Source organism: Streptomyces sp. NPDC040622, assembly GCF_055593965.1.
The window spans coordinates 189,551-202,902 of sequence record NZ_JBVIXD010000001.1 but is presented as its reverse complement, the minus strand read 5'-3'; the positions used below and the strand labels follow the sequence as shown (position 1 = coordinate 202,902).

The following is a 13,352-nucleotide window of genomic DNA, read 5'->3' as shown; positions in this document are numbered from 1 at the left end:
CAGGAGTTACAGAATGTCCCCGCGTAGCCCTTCGGTCAATGAGGAATTGCGCAGACGTTCCAGGGAGCGGCTGCTGCAGGCCACGGTGGAATTGGTCGCCGAGCGCGGCTACGAGGCGACGACGCTCGGCCACATCGCGGACCGGGCGGGCGCCGCGCGCGGTCTGGTGTCGTACTACTTCCCCGGAAAGCGCCATCTGCTGCAGTCCGCGGTGCACCGGCTCATGCACCGCACACTGGAGGAGGCGCTGGAGCGGGAGCCCCGCCCCGGGAAGGGGGAGGACGGGGAGCGCGGGGAGGACAGCAGGGGCGGGCGGGAGCTGCTGGCGCGGGCCATCGACGCGATCCTGGGCCTCGCCCGGGACGAACCCCTGCTCATGCGCACCCACATGGCGGGCATCCTGCAGGCGGAGGGCTTCGTGCAGTGCCCCGAGCAGCAGCGCCTCGCGGAGCTGCTGCGCGAAACCGTCGTGCGCTACGGATCGGACGACCCCGACCGCGACTATCCGCTGCTGCGGGCGCTCTTGATGGGCGCGGTCTTCGCGCTGCTCATCCCGGGGGCGCCGATGCCCCTGGAGAGACTGCGGGCCGAGCTGTTCCAGCGGTACGGACTCGACTGGGAGCTCGGGTTCCCGCCGGGCGGCACACCGCCCGACGGGACTTCCGCGAACCGGCCGACACTGCCGACCTCAACCGGTCGCCGCTCCTGGCGACTTGACGCTGGTGGCCGCTACTTGTCGAAGTAGTCCGGCTGCGTCTGGACGTTGAGCTCGTGCAGGCGGACCCGCTGGCCGGGGTCGGTCCGCTTGTCGTTGATCTTCAGGACGTCGAGGCCCTTGGCGATGTCGTTCGAGTAGACGCGGCCGTTGTAGTAGTACGCCGACCAGGAACCGCCCGTGGTGATCTTGTCGGTGGTGAGCGGACCGCGGTCGAAGTAGCCGATCTCCTTGGGCTTCCTGGAGTCGGTGAAGTCCCAGACGGAGATGCCGCCCTGGTACCAGGCCTGGACCATGAGGTCCTTGCCCCTGACCGGGATCAGGGAGCCGTTGTGGGCCACGCAGTTCTCGGTGTCGGCCTGGTGGCGCGGGATCTTGAAGTAGCTCTTGAAGACCAGCTTGCGCTTGTCTCCCTTGCCCTTGATGTCGTAGATGCCGTTGGCGCCGCGCTGGGGTCCGGTGGCCGCGTTGCAGGTGGCGCCGGAGCCGCCGCCGAGCTCGTCGGTGAAGACGACCTTGTCGGCCTTCTGGTTGAAGGTCGCCGAGTGCCAGAACGCGAAGTTGGCGTTGTCCTGCACCTGGTCGATGACCCGCGGGTTCTCCGGGTCCTTGATGGAGAAGAGGATGCCGTCGCCCATGCAGGCGCCCGCCGCGAGGTCCTCGGAGGGCAGCACGGTGATGTCGTGGCAGCCGGTCGTCTTGGAGACGCCCGGGTTGGTCGGGCCGCCCGGGTTGCCGCCGCCGTCGGGTCCCTCACCAGGGAAGAGCACCGGGAAGTTGACGACCGCCGCCTTCTGCGGGGCCTTGCGCGGCACCTTGATGACCGAGATGCCGTCGTGCGGGGGCCGGCAGTCCGGGAACGTCGCGTTCGGGGAGTACGAGGAGACGTACACGTAGACGTTCCTGCGCTCCGGCACCAGCGTGTGCGTGTGGGAACCGCAGGCGGTCTCGACGGCCGAGACGTACTTGGGGTTCGACTTGTCGCTGATGTCGAAGATCTTCATGCCCTCCCAGGAGGACTTCTCCGTGGCGGGCTGCGTGGTGCTGTTGCAGGAGTTGTCGCTGCGGGAGGAGTCGGTGGAGAGGAAGAGCAGGTTCCCGGAGACGGATACGTCGTTCTGCGATCCCGGGCACAGGACCTGGGAAACCGTCCTGGGAGCCTTCGGGTTGCTGATGTCGTAGATGCGGAAACCGTCGTAGTTGCCGGCGAAGGCGTACTTCCCCTGGAAGGCGATGTCCGTGTTGAGGCCGGGCAGCGCGTCCTTGGGGATGTTGGCCAGGTGCTCGATGTTGTCCGAGTGGACGATCTCGCCGGGCGCGGGTATCTCGCCGTCCCCGATGGCCTTCCTGGTCCGGTCGGCGTCGCTCTTGGAGACGCTCTTCGGCGCGGCGGGACTGTCACCGGGGTCGGGTACGGCTCCCGCGGGCGCGGCGGTGAGCAGCGCGGCCAGCAGTCCGGCGGCCGCCGCGCCGACTCCCAGGCGTCTGCGCCGGGTTCGGGGGTTGTTCAACAGGGTCACTGCGTCCTCCCTTGTCGCCGTTCGCAGTCGAACGGTTCACGGACACCCGCAGTATCGTGCTCATCATGCACAGATCAACAGAGGGAAACGTACTCGTAACGAGAGTTTCCGATCACCCGCGCTCATCCGCGTGCTAATACGGACCCCAACTCGCCTGCCGCAGGAGGTCGCTGTGCCCAACCGTCGTACGCCCGCTCTCACCGCACTCATGGCGGCGGCCGCTCTCGCCCTTGCGGGGTGCGACTCCGGCGGGGACGGCGGGAACAAGGCCGACACCAAGAGCCGGGCGGAGCCCGGCCCTTCGGTGATCGCGCCGGGCAAGCCGGGCGAGACCGCGGCAACGATGTCGGCGAAGGACGCGGCGCGGCAGAGATCCGAGGACGACTCCCCCAACTCGGCCGACTTCACCTACACGCAGATGATGATCGTGCACCACGGCCAGGCCCTGAAGATGACCGAACTCGCCCCCGAGCGGGCCGAGTCGAGCCGGGTCAAGCGCCTCGCGTCCCGGATCAGCTCCGCCCAGCGGCCCGAGATCGGCGCGATGAAGGGCTGGCTGAAGAACCACGGCGGCCCGCGCGAGCACGCGGGGCACGATCACGGGACGATGCCGGGCATGGCGACGCGGGCGCAGCTCGACCAGTTGCGCGCCGCGCAGGGCAAGGCGTTCGACCAGCTCTTCCTCAAGCTGATGATCACGCACCACACCGGGGCGCTCACGATGGCCACGGACGTGCTCTCCGACGGCAACAACATCCAGGTCGAGGAGATGGCCAACGACATCGTGGCGCAGCAGTCGAGCGAGATCAGCAGGATGCGGGAGATGGACTGACGTACGGGTGGTGGGGGCGGGTGACGCCGGGTGGTGAGGGGCGGGTGACGCCGGGTGGTGAGGGGCGGGTGACGCCCGGCCGGCCCGGACGGTTCACCCTGCCTCCTACCGTCGGTTGTGCCGCGGAGCCAGAAAACCCGCGTCGCGCGCCCCCGCGATCAGTCTGAGCGACTTGCGGCGGCTGTGCCCGGTCGCGCACATCACGGCGAGCACCGGATCCTGCCCTTCGCTCTGCGCGGCGCGGTAGGCCTCGGCCACGATGCGGCGCCCGGCGCTGCCGCGCGGCCAGGCGGGGCGGGCTCGACGGGCGGCGGGCGGTTCGTCCGGACGGCTCTGGGTGTCGTGGGCGCACGGCCGGGCCCCGCCCGTCGCCGCCCCGCGCGGTTCGGCCTCGTACGGTTCGGCCGCACGCGGTTCGGGCCCGTGCGGTTCCGCCCCGTGCGGCCGGTCGTCCTCCAGCGGACGTTCGATCCAGTCGACGAGCGCGGCGAAGTCGTCCGGGGAGAGCGGTGGCTGGGCGTGCAGGTCCTTGATGGCGATGCGGCCGTGCGACACCACGGCGAGCACGTCGACGTCGGCCCCGTCGCTGAAGGTCAGCCGGACGCGGAACGAGGGCGGCAGAGGGCCCTCCTGCGCGTCGGCGTCGTTGTGCGCCGCGGCGGAGGCGTGACCCGGCAGCTCCCACCAGGCCGGCCACTCCGGTACGGCGACGTCCGGTCGATAGTGATCAGAAACATCAGCAAATGATCTGTTCCGCACACGTACACGCTATCCGCGCGGGCGCGTCCGTCCGGGTACGGCACGCACGGGGACGTCGAGGACGCGGAGCGGGACACCCTGACAGCGCACCCGCCGACCGCACGCACCGGCCGCCGCACACCCTGACAGCGCGCGCCCCCGGTGCGATCCTGGGACCGTCCCGGGGTCGCCTCGCGGAAGGAGCACCACCGTGCTGCAGGTCGCCGTCGTCGGTTCGGGCCCCAGCGGGGTGTACACCGCGCAGTCCCTCGTCCAGCAGGACCGGGTGCCGGACGTCCGGGTCGACGTGCTCGACCGACTCCCCTGCCCGTACGGCCTGGTCCGCTACGGCGTCGCACCGGACCACGAGAAGATCAAGTCCCTGCAGAACAACCTCCGCGCGGTCCTGGAGCACGAGCGCGTCCGCTTCCTCGGCTCCGTCGAGATCGGCCCCGGCGCGCTGCCCCCGGCCCGGCTGCTCGGCCTCTACCACGCGGTGGTCTACTGCGTCGGCGCGGCGGCGGACCGCAGGCTCGGCGTGCCCGGCGAGGACCTGCCCGGCAGTTGGTCGGCGACCGAGTTCGTCTCCTGGTACAGCGCGCACCCGGACGCCCTGCCGGACGTGTCCGCGCCGGACGACTTCGTACGGGGCGTGGACTCCGCCGTCGTCATCGGCGTCGGCAACGTCGCCGTGGACGTCGCGCGCATGCTGGTGCGCGGCGCCGCCGAACTGCTCCCCACCGACATGCCCGACGCGGCGCTCGGCGTCCTCGCGCGCAGCCGGGTGCGCGAGGTGTCGATGGTGGGGCGGCGCGGGCCCTCGCAGGCGCGGTTCACCACCAAGGAGCTGCGCGAGCTGGGCGCGCTCCCGGACACCGAAGTCGTGGTGGACCCGGCGGAGTTGGCGCTCGACCCGGCGTACGCGGATCCCTCCGGGCTGCCCGCGGCGAGCCGCCGCAACGTCGAGGTGCTGCGCGGCTGGGCCGAACGCCCCGAGCGGGGCCTCGCCCGGCGGCTGCGGCTGCGCTTCTTCCTGCGGCCCGCCGCCCTGACGGCGGGGGCGGACGGCCGGGTGGCCCGCACCCTGTTCGAACGCACGCTGCCGGACGGCCGGGGCGGGGTGACGGGTTCGGGCGAGTACGAGGACATCCCGGCGCAGCTGGTGCTGCGCTCGGTCGGCTACCGCGGGGTGCCCCTGGACGGGCTGCCGTTCGACGCGGCCCTCGGCACGGTGCCGCACGCGGCGGGACGGGTGCTGCGCGACGGCGCGCCCTCCCTGGGCGAGTACGTGGCGGGATGGATCAAACGCGGCCCGACCGGCGTCATCGGCACGAACCGCCCGTGCGCCAAGGAGACGGTCCTCTCCCTGCTGGACGACGCCCCCGCCCTCGACCGGAGAGAGCTCGCCCAGGACCCCCTGGCCGGGCTGCGCGAGGCGGGCCTGCGCCCCGTCGAGTGGCCCGGCTGGCTGGCGATCGAACGCGCGGAGGCGGAACTCGGGCGCACGCTCGGGCGGGGCGTGGTGAAGATTCCGGACTGGGAGGGGCTGCGGGCGGCGGCCGGCGGGGCGCGGGGGGTACCGGGCTAGCGGGACTCCCGGCACACCCCGCACCCGGCCGGACGGATCGCTCAGCCCGCGTCGCCGAGCCGCGCCGCCTGGCGGTCCGCCGCGGCCAGGACGGCGGCGAGCAGGCCGGGGAAGAGCGCGTCCAGGTCGTCGCGGCGCAGCACGTTCAGCTTGGCCGTGCCCCGGTAGATCTGGCGGATCACGCCACTCTCGCGCAGCACGCGGAAGTGGTGCGTACACGTCGACTTCGTGACGGGCAGCTCGAAGTACGAACAGGAGAGCCCGGCCGCCCCTTCCTCGCGTGCCAGCGCCCGCACCACCCGCATGCGCATCGGATCGGCGAGCGCGTGCAGTACCGCCTCGAGCCGGAGGTCGTCGGGCTCGGGGTGGGCGAGCGTCCTGCTGCCGGCACTGCCGGTCGCTGCGGCGGTCGTCATGGCGGCTCCACTTCGTCCTGGTCGCCCCGAGTCCCTGAGCTCCGGGCCATCACTGCGTCCCAGTGTACGAGTTGTACGAGAGGCTTCGTAGTTTGACAGGCGCCGTACTACGAGGTTTATCGTACGAGGAGCACTTCAGCCGTGACGAATGGAGCCCGCCGTGAGCTCGCTGTTCGAGCCGTACACCCTGCGATCCCTGACCATCCCGAACCGGGTCTGGATGCCTCCGATGTGCCAGTACTCGGCGGCGCCCGACGGCGCCGAGGCCGGAGCCCCGCAGGACTGGCACTTCGCGCACTACGCGGCCCGTGCCGCCGGCGGCACGGGCCTCATCATCGTCGAGGCCACCGCGGTCAGCCCCGAGGGCCGCATCAGCCCGTACGACCTGGGCATCTGGAACGACACCCAGGTGCAGGCGTTCCGCCGCACCACGGACTTCCTCAGGAGCCAGGGCACGGTCCCCGGAATCCAGCTCGCCCACGCGGGCCGCAAGGCGGCCACCGACCGTCCCTGGAAGGGCGGCGCCCCACTGGGCCCGGACGAGCACGGCTGGCGGCCCGTCGCCCCCAGCCCGGTCGCCTTCGACGAGCGCCACCCCGTACCGGCGGAGCTCACCGTCGAGCAGATCCACGAGGTGGTGGAGCAGTTCGCCGACGCCGCGCGCCGTTCGCTGGACGCCGGCTTCGACATCGCGGAGATCCACGGCGCCCACGGCTATCTGATCGGCGAGTTCCTCTCCCCGCACAGCAACCGGCGCACGGACCAGTACGGCGGTTCGTACGAGAACCGCACCCGCTTCGCCCTCGAAGTGGTCGACGCCGTGCGGGCCGTGTGGCCCGAGGACAAGCCGCTGTTCTTCCGCATCTCCGCCACCGACTGGCTGGAGGAGGCGGGCTGGACGGCTGACGACACCGTCCGTTTCGCCACCGAGCTCAAGGAGCACGGCGTCGATCTGCTCGACGTCTCCACGGGCGGCAACGTGTCGGGCGTCAGGATCCCCCTCGGACCCGGCTACCAGGTGCCGTTCGCGGCGCGGGTGAAGGCCGAGACGGAGCTGCCGGTCGCCGCGGTCGGCCTGATCACCGACGTGGAGCAGGCCGAGAAGGTCCTCGCCAACGGCGAGGCGGACGCGGTCCTGCTGGGCCGGGAACTGCTGCGCGACCCCTCGTGGGCGCGGCGCGCGGCGCGTGAACTCGGCGCCGAGGTGCACGTGCCGGACCAGTACCACCGGTCCGTCTGATCGCGTGCCCCTGCGCGTGTGCGGGGGCACGCGATAAATCCGGCGACGTCGACGATCATCCCCGGAATACTGGTCGTCCATGGATGAGGTCAAAGTCGTCGTCGCCCACTCCGAGCGGGCGACCCTGCGCGTCGGCGACGTGTTCCTGAAGGTGGACGCCGACCGGGCGCGCATGGACGTCGAGGTCGAGGCGATGGCCCTGGCGCCGGTCCCGACCCCGCGGATCCTGTGGCGCAAGCCGCCCGTACTCGCGATCGCCGCGGTCCCGGGGACGGCGCTCGGCCGCCTCGGCGAGCCGTCGGCCGCGTCGCCGGCGGCGTGGGCCGCGGCGGGTGCGGCCGTCCGGAAGCTGCACGACGCCCCGTTGCCGCCCCGGCCGGGCAGGGCGGGCCGGGACCTCGACGCGTTGACGGCGGACCTCGACGGCGAGTGCGAGTGGCTCGTGTCGAACGGCGCCTTGCCCGCCGACCTGGTCACCCGCAGCCGCCGGATCGCCGAGGCCGCGCTCCGGCCGTGGACTCCGGCGTTCACCCACGGCGATCTGCAGATCGCTCACGTGTTCGTCGACGGCGACGGGGTCACGGGCATCATCGACTGGTCCGAGGCGGGCCGGGGCGATGCGCTGTACGACCTCGCCACCCTCACGCTCGGCCACCGTGAGCACCTCGACGACGTCGTCGCCGGCTACGGCAGCGACGTCGACCTCGACGTGCTCCGCGCGTGGTGGTCGCTGCGAAGCCTGCTGGGAGTCCGCTGGCTGATCGAGCACGGCTTCGACCCGTCCGCGCCGGGCTGCGAGGTCGACGTACTGAGGTCCCTCTAGGGTTTGTGGGTCACCCACAGCAGTTCCGCCGGCCAGCGGTGTGCCCAGTCGGGTGGGTCGGTCTCGTTGTAGCCGTTGGGTGTTCCGGGTTCGGGCCGCGGCTCGATGAGGTCGTCGATGACGAGACCCGCGCCGCGCAGGACCCTGACCCAGTCGCCGTAGGTGAGCTGATAGCTGGTCGCGCCGTCGCCTTCGGCGATGGCGTCCAGCCCGAAGTAGTCCCGCTGCAGCGTCGTGGTCACGCGACGGGCGGCTTCGTCGTAGCAGGCCTCGAACCAGGGGCTCGCGACGTTGAACACCAGACGCCCGCCTCGGCCCAGGACGCGGGCGGCCTGCGGGACGGCCAGGTGCGGGGGCGCCCAGCTGAGCCCACCGAAGTCGCAGAACACCAGGTCGAAGCTGTCGTCGGCGAAAGGGAGTTGTTCGGCGGAGCCCTGCACGAGCGGGTAGCGGTCCGCTCCCATCGCACGGTCCGCCGCGGCGAGTTGGGCTTCGGACAGGTCGAGCCCGACCACGGTGGCCCCCTCGGCGGCGAGCGCCCTGGACCACTGCCCGGCGCCGCAGCCGAGTTCGAGGACGCGCTTGCCGGTGACGTCGCCCAGGGCCTGCAGGCGCGCGTCGGGGATGGAGTACATGCCCCACAGCCGGGGCGCGGCGCCGATGTGCGGGTCGTGCTCGTGCTGGTAGGCGCTGCTGATCCGGTTCCAGAGCCGCCGGTTGGCGGGGATGCTGTCCACGTGCCGACTCCAGCACTGCCTGCCGGGGGCGGTCAACACGATTAAGCTCCTGGCCGGCCCTCGGCGGTCACGCCGGGCCGCGGGTGGCAGTCGGCCCCGCGAACGGAGCGGTGGGCCGGTTCCCGACCAGGTCGAGCCAGGCCGCGTTCACTCAGGAATGGCAGCCAGCGTGAAGGAGTGCCCCGCGGGATCCGAGTACGTACGGCTGTCCCGCGGACCGTTGTTGTCCTTCGTCTCCACGGGGCGCGCACCGAGGCCGACCACCTCGCGCTCCGCCTCGTCCATGTCGTGGCGGGCCACCATGATCCTCAAATGCGCCTGCTGGGAGTCCTCGGGACGCGGCCAGCTCGGCGGGATGTAGTCCCGTTCCCTGTGCACGGCCAGACAGACCCCGGTGTCATTCGTGATCTCCACGTAGTCGGGGTCCTTGCTCAACCGCACCTCGGCGTCGAGGAGTCCCGCGTAGAACTCGGCGAGCCGCTCGGGCTCCGAACAGTCCAGTACGAGCACGGTGTTCTTGTGAACGGTCATGCGGACCGTGTCCCCCGGGCCCCTCCCTCCAAACGACCAACGGTTTCCTGGCCCGTGGCGTGGGCACTCGGACGCGCACGGAGTGGTTGATGAGGCCCACGGAGTGGTGGGGACGGGCCGCTTGCACCGACGAGGGAGGAACGGGTGGCACTGCGCAGGCGCCTGCGCCGCCGGGCCCGGCGCATCGGCGCGCAGCCACCCGCGGGGTGACGGCGCCCAGGTGCTCACCGCGGCCCGTGCGGCCGGGCAGGTGCTCGCCGGAAACCGACCCGCTCCGGCTCACTTCATCCATTCCGCCTCGTACTTCGCGTACGTGCCGTCGTGCGTGGCCAGGTGCACGAACTGGTCGACGTACGCCTTGAACTCGTCGTCGCCGCGCGGCATCGCGTACGCCTTCTCCGAGAAGGTGAAGGGCTTGTCGGGGTGGAGGGCACAGAGTTCGGGGTGGATCTTCGACTGGTAGAGCGTCTCGCTCGCGTCCGTCATCATGACGTCCGCCCGGCCGTCGACGATCTCCTTGAAGATCGTGGTGTTCTCCGGGTGCAGCTTGATCGTGGCCCGCTTGATGTGGGAGCGGGCGAACTCCTCGTTGGTGCCACCGGGGTTGACGATGACGGTGGTGCCCGGCTTGTCGATGTCGGCGAGCGCACCCGCACCGAACTCGTCCTTGTCCGCGCAGCGCACGACGGGCGTCTTGCCGTCCTCGCGGGTCGGCTCGCTGAAGGAGACCCGCCGGGCGCGCGGCAAGGTGATCGAGACACCGCCGACGGCGATGTCGCAGCGCCCTGCCGCCACGTCCCCGGTCAGTTTCGCCCAGGTCGTGGCGACGAATTCCGGTCGGGCTTCGAGGCTCTTGGCGAGGTCCTTCGCCATCTCGATGTCCACCCCGCTGTACGTGCCCCCGGCGGGCTCCCGCTTGGTGAAGGGGGCGTAGTCGCCGGTCGTGCAGACCTTCAGGACGCCTTTGTCGGGCACGGCGTCCAGGAGGCTGACGTGCCGGCGCTCCCCTCGGTCCGGTCGGTCCGGCCGCCCGCCCGCGTCGGGCGAGGCGGGCGCGGCGGCGGTGACGGCCAGCAGACAGACCAGGGCGGACAGGGTGGCGGCACGCTTCACGGGTGGGCTCCTCTGTACTACGGGTGTACTACGGGCGGCTCGAAGGGATCACCCTCGCAGACCCGTTCCCGCAGCTGAAGCCCCTTCTCACGGAGCGAGCGGCGCGAGGCGTGCCGGGGTCAGGTCCGGCTCCCCGCCGTCGTACGCGTCGTCGTCGAAGGGGTACAGCGGCCGCTCCACCCGGTGGTGGCCGAGGCGCGGCAGGTCCTGGTCGACGCCGCCGGGTGTGAGCGCGAGGAGCCAGTCGGCGGCCATGTCGTGGAGTTCGGGCTCCAGGTAGCCGATCTTCACGACGACGAGGTCGTACGTGCGGGGGTCGACGCCGAGGCCTCCCTCTGCGGGACCCATGAAGTCGGCCAGGGTGTGGAAGGGCTTGCGGCGCTCGACCAGGATGACGGTCAGGCCGCCGCTGCGCACAGCCGCCATGTCGACGCCCCGGTCGTAGGCGCCGCCCTCGGCGCGGTCCTTCTGGTCGGCGGCGCGCTGCAGGGCGACGACGGTGCCGGTGAGCTCGTGGGGACCGCCGTGGTTCGCGTCGACCTTGCCGCCGACGCTCAGCGTGACCTCCGTGCCCACGCCCGCCTCGAAGCAGCGGGCGACGGCGACCGGGTCGGTGATTCCGGGGTGGACGGCGGTGACCCGCCCCGAGCGGATCGCGTCGTTCTCCAGGAGCTTGCCGAGCATGTACGCGAGGTCGCCGGCGCCGCCCGCCGTGGGGTTGTCGCCCGAGTCGCTGATCAGGAAGGGGCGCCGGTCGGAGGCCACGGCCCGCGCGACGCACTCCTCGGCGGTGCCGGTGGGGCCGACGAAGACGAAGTCGCGGCGCGCGTCCCAGTAGCGGCGGGCGAGCTTGGCGGCCTCGGCCGCGGCGAGTTCGGCGTCGTCGCCGGTGACGACGATGGCGGCCTGGCAGCGCGGCTCGTCGGCCCAGGCGTAGCCGACCCACATCGCGGCGTCGAGGATGCCGGGCAGCCGCTCGATCTCGGCGAGCGAGGCGTAGAGGGACTTGGCGGGCTCCAGGCGGGTGCTGGTCTTCTCGCCGGGCAGCAGGACGGGGACCTGGACCCAGGCGCGGTGCGGCCGGGTGCCGTCGCGCAGGCAGGTCACGAGGTTGCGGGCCGCACGTTCGCGGGTGTCCCAGGCGTCCTCGTGCGGAGCGAGGCGGTGGGCGGTGAGCAGGTCGATGGGCTCGGCGAAGCGGCGCGAGACGTTGCCGTGCAGGTCCATGGCGGTGGAGATCATCGGGCGGCCCGTGCCGTCCGGGGTGCCGACGGCGTCGAGGGCCGCGCGCACCGCTTCGGTGAGGTCGGCCTCGGCGTCGGTGAGGCCGATGACGCTCATCGCGCCGTGGATGTCGAAGACCAGGCCGTCGAGCGGGCCCGCCGCGCGGATGCGGGTGACGAGTTCGTCCTTGAGGATCAGGTACGACTCCGCCTCCGCCGGACCGCCGGGCAGTGAGGTCGCGTGCAGCAGGGGCACCCACTCGACACGCGCGGCGAGGTCGGAGTCCGGCCGCGTCCAGGTGTAGCGGTCCAGGAGGTCCTGGCCGCGGGTCTGGCGGAAGTCGTCCGTGGTGGAGCGGTGCGGGCAGAACGTGGACGACTCGATGCCGATCCCGCCGATGCCGATGCGCAGACGGCGGTGGTGCGTGGAGGGGGTCATGCGGGTGCGCTCTCTTCCTGGGGTGCGAGGGCCTGGGCCGGGGAGGTCGGGACGTACTGGCGCAGGGCGGTGAGACCGACGCCGAGCAGGCCCGCGTCGACGCCCGTGACGGTGGTGGTGATCTCCAGGTCGGCCGTGGCCAGCGGCAGGCAGCGTTCGTAGAGGACGCCGCGCACGGCGGCGACCAGGGGTTCGGCGGTGGCGAGGACGCCGCCGAGGGCCACGGCCTGCGGGTTGAAGAAGTTGACGACGACGGACAGGACGGTGCCGATGTGCCGTCCCGCGGTGCGGACGAGGGTGGTGGCCTGCGGGTCTCCGTCGGCCACGAGCCGCAGCAGATCGCTGGTGTCGGTCACCTCGACGCCCTGCAGGGCGAGTTCGCGGATCAGGGCGGCGCCGCTGGCCACGGTCTCCAGGCAGCCGATGTTGCCGCAGCTGCACGGCCGGTCGCCCGCGGCGTCGACGCGGACGTGGCTGATGTCGCCCGCGCTGCCGTTGGCTCCGTCGTGCGGGCGGCCCGCCGAGATGATGCCGCTGCCGATGCCGCGCCCCGCCTTGACCACGACGAGGTGGTCGAGCTCGGGGCGGGCGGCGCGGTGTTCGCCGACGGCCATCATCGTGGCGTCGTTGTCGACCGTGACGGGGATGCCGAGGCGCTCGGCGAGGACGTCGCGCAACGGGTAGCGGTGCCAGCCGGGCATCCGGGAGGGGCTCAGGACACGGCCGGTGGCGGGCTGCACGGGGCCGGGGAAGGCGACGCCGAACGCCCGCACCGTGCGGCCCTCCTCGCGCTGCCGGGCGACGAGCGTCTCCACCTGGCCGCAGAGCCAGTCGACGGCGGACTCGGGGCCCGCGGTGATGTCGTGCGGCAGGTCGACCGCGCCGGTGACGGCGCCGTCGAGGCCGACCGCGCCGAGCCGCGCGTGATGGCTGCCGAGGTCCGCGGCGAGGGCGACGCCGCCGTGCGCGGCGACGCGCAGCAGCCGTGGCCTGCGGCCGCCGCGCGAGGCGCCCTCGCCGGATTCGCTCAGCAGCCCGGCGTCGACGAGTTCCTGCACCCGCAGGGAGACCGTCGAGGGGGCGAGGCCCAGCTCGCGCACGAGGTCGGCCCGTGAGGTGGCCGCCCCCGAGGAGACCAGGTGCACGATGTGCTGCCCCGAACCTGGCTCGCCGAGTGGTGTTCCGGTCATGCGGCCCCCAGTTGCTTCCCTGTTGCTTCGACGCGCGCTGCCGCGACACCGGGCGCCTCGCCGCAGGTTGCTTCGACGTGGGGTGCCGCGATGCCGGTTACTTCGATGTGTTCGTTCGACAGCAGGATGAACACTAAGTCTCACCGAACCAAGTTGACCAGACCCTTCGGCTTTTCCACTTCTTGCCGAATGAAGCTATTGACTTGTTTTTCACCTGCGGCCTAGCGTTCGGGCGCCGCCCCGTCGT

General features: G+C 72.0%; 14 protein-coding genes. 5 read left to right on the top strand and 9 right to left on the bottom strand.

The features are described from left to right. Positions 1-13: 13 nt before the first annotated feature. On the top strand, positions 14-745 hold the full coding sequence (locus ACZ592_RS00945; protein WP_471579337.1) for a TetR/AcrR family transcriptional regulator: 732 nt from the start codon (positions 14-16) through the stop codon (positions 743-745). On the opposite strand, the gene ACZ592_RS00940 is transcribed toward ACZ592_RS00945, so the two are convergent. Beyond that, positions 730-2,235, bottom strand: coding sequence for an LVIVD repeat-containing protein (locus tag ACZ592_RS00940; protein WP_471579336.1), 1,506 nt, complete (start codon positions 2,233-2,235; stop codon positions 730-732). The two genes, ACZ592_RS00945 and ACZ592_RS00940, sit on opposite strands and share 16 nt — an antisense overlap. Positions 2,236-2,443: 208 nt before the next feature. Here ACZ592_RS00940 and ACZ592_RS00935 point away from each other — a divergent pair, with 208 nt between their 5' ends. Next, a complete protein-coding gene (locus tag ACZ592_RS00935; RefSeq protein ID WP_471579984.1) occupies positions 2,444-3,067 on the top strand; it encodes a DUF305 domain-containing protein in 624 nt (207 codons plus the stop codon). A 105-nt stretch (positions 3,068-3,172) separates the two neighbouring features. On the opposite strand, the gene ACZ592_RS00930 is transcribed toward ACZ592_RS00935, so the two are convergent. Then, on the bottom strand, positions 3,173-3,826 hold the full coding sequence (locus tag ACZ592_RS00930) for a DUF6214 family protein (RefSeq protein ID WP_471579335.1): 654 nt from the start codon (positions 3,824-3,826) through the stop codon (positions 3,173-3,175). A 190-nt stretch (positions 3,827-4,016) separates the two neighbouring features. Between ACZ592_RS00930 and ACZ592_RS00925 the strand changes: the two genes are divergently transcribed. Further along, a complete protein-coding gene (locus ACZ592_RS00925; RefSeq protein WP_471579334.1) occupies positions 4,017-5,393 on the top strand; it encodes an FAD-dependent oxidoreductase in 1,377 nt (458 codons plus the stop codon). 41 nt (positions 5,394-5,434) lie between these two features. Here ACZ592_RS00925 and ACZ592_RS00920 read toward each other — a convergent pair whose 3' ends face one another. Then, positions 5,435-5,809 carry an ArsR/SmtB family transcription factor gene (locus ACZ592_RS00920; RefSeq protein WP_471579333.1) on the bottom strand — a complete coding sequence of 125 codons (375 nt, stop codon included), beginning with the start codon at positions 5,807-5,809 and terminating at the stop codon, positions 5,435-5,437. A gap of 160 nt (positions 5,810-5,969) precedes the next feature. On the opposite strand from ACZ592_RS00920, the gene ACZ592_RS00915 reads away from it, so the two are divergent. Next, the gene (locus ACZ592_RS00915) at positions 5,970-7,049 is read left to right on the top strand and encodes an NADH:flavin oxidoreductase/NADH oxidase (protein WP_471579332.1); all 1,080 of its coding nucleotides are present in this window, start codon (positions 5,970-5,972) and stop codon (positions 7,047-7,049) included. Between the two features lie 79 nt (positions 7,050-7,128). Then, positions 7,129-7,872: a phosphotransferase family protein gene (locus tag ACZ592_RS00910; RefSeq protein ID WP_471579331.1), complete on the top strand. Its 744-nt coding sequence runs from the start codon at positions 7,129-7,131 to the stop codon at positions 7,870-7,872. Here the strand turns inward: ACZ592_RS00910 and ACZ592_RS00905 are convergent. From ACZ592_RS00905 to ACZ592_RS00880, 6 genes are all read right to left on the bottom strand, one after another. Next, a complete protein-coding gene (locus ACZ592_RS00905) occupies positions 7,869-8,609 on the bottom strand; it encodes a class I SAM-dependent methyltransferase (protein WP_471579330.1) in 741 nt (246 codons plus the stop codon). The genes ACZ592_RS00910 and ACZ592_RS00905 overlap by 4 nt on opposite strands. Positions 8,610-8,756: 147 nt before the next feature. Beyond that, on the bottom strand, positions 8,757-9,140 hold the full coding sequence (locus tag ACZ592_RS00900) for a VOC family protein (RefSeq protein ID WP_471579329.1): 384 nt from the start codon (positions 9,138-9,140) through the stop codon (positions 8,757-8,759). Between the two features lie 279 nt (positions 9,141-9,419). Next, positions 9,420-10,253, bottom strand: a complete 834-nt coding sequence (locus ACZ592_RS00895) for a transporter substrate-binding domain-containing protein (RefSeq protein ID WP_471579328.1) — start codon at positions 10,251-10,253, stop codon at positions 9,420-9,422. A gap of 87 nt (positions 10,254-10,340) precedes the next feature. Beyond that, on the bottom strand, positions 10,341-11,915 hold the full coding sequence (locus tag ACZ592_RS00890) for a M81 family metallopeptidase (RefSeq protein ID WP_471579327.1): 1,575 nt from the start codon (positions 11,913-11,915) through the stop codon (positions 10,341-10,343). Then, complete coding sequence (locus tag ACZ592_RS00885) at positions 11,912-13,105, bottom strand: ROK family protein (protein ID WP_471579326.1); 1,194 nt, start codon at positions 13,103-13,105, stop codon at positions 11,912-11,914. The genes ACZ592_RS00890 and ACZ592_RS00885 overlap by 4 nt, the downstream gene beginning before the upstream one ends. Next, the gene (locus ACZ592_RS00880; protein WP_471579325.1) at positions 13,102-13,239 is read right to left on the bottom strand and encodes a hypothetical protein; all 138 of its coding nucleotides are present in this window, start codon (positions 13,237-13,239) and stop codon (positions 13,102-13,104) included. The genes ACZ592_RS00885 and ACZ592_RS00880 overlap by 4 nt, the downstream gene beginning before the upstream one ends. Between the last annotated feature and the right edge of the window lie 113 nt (positions 13,240-13,352).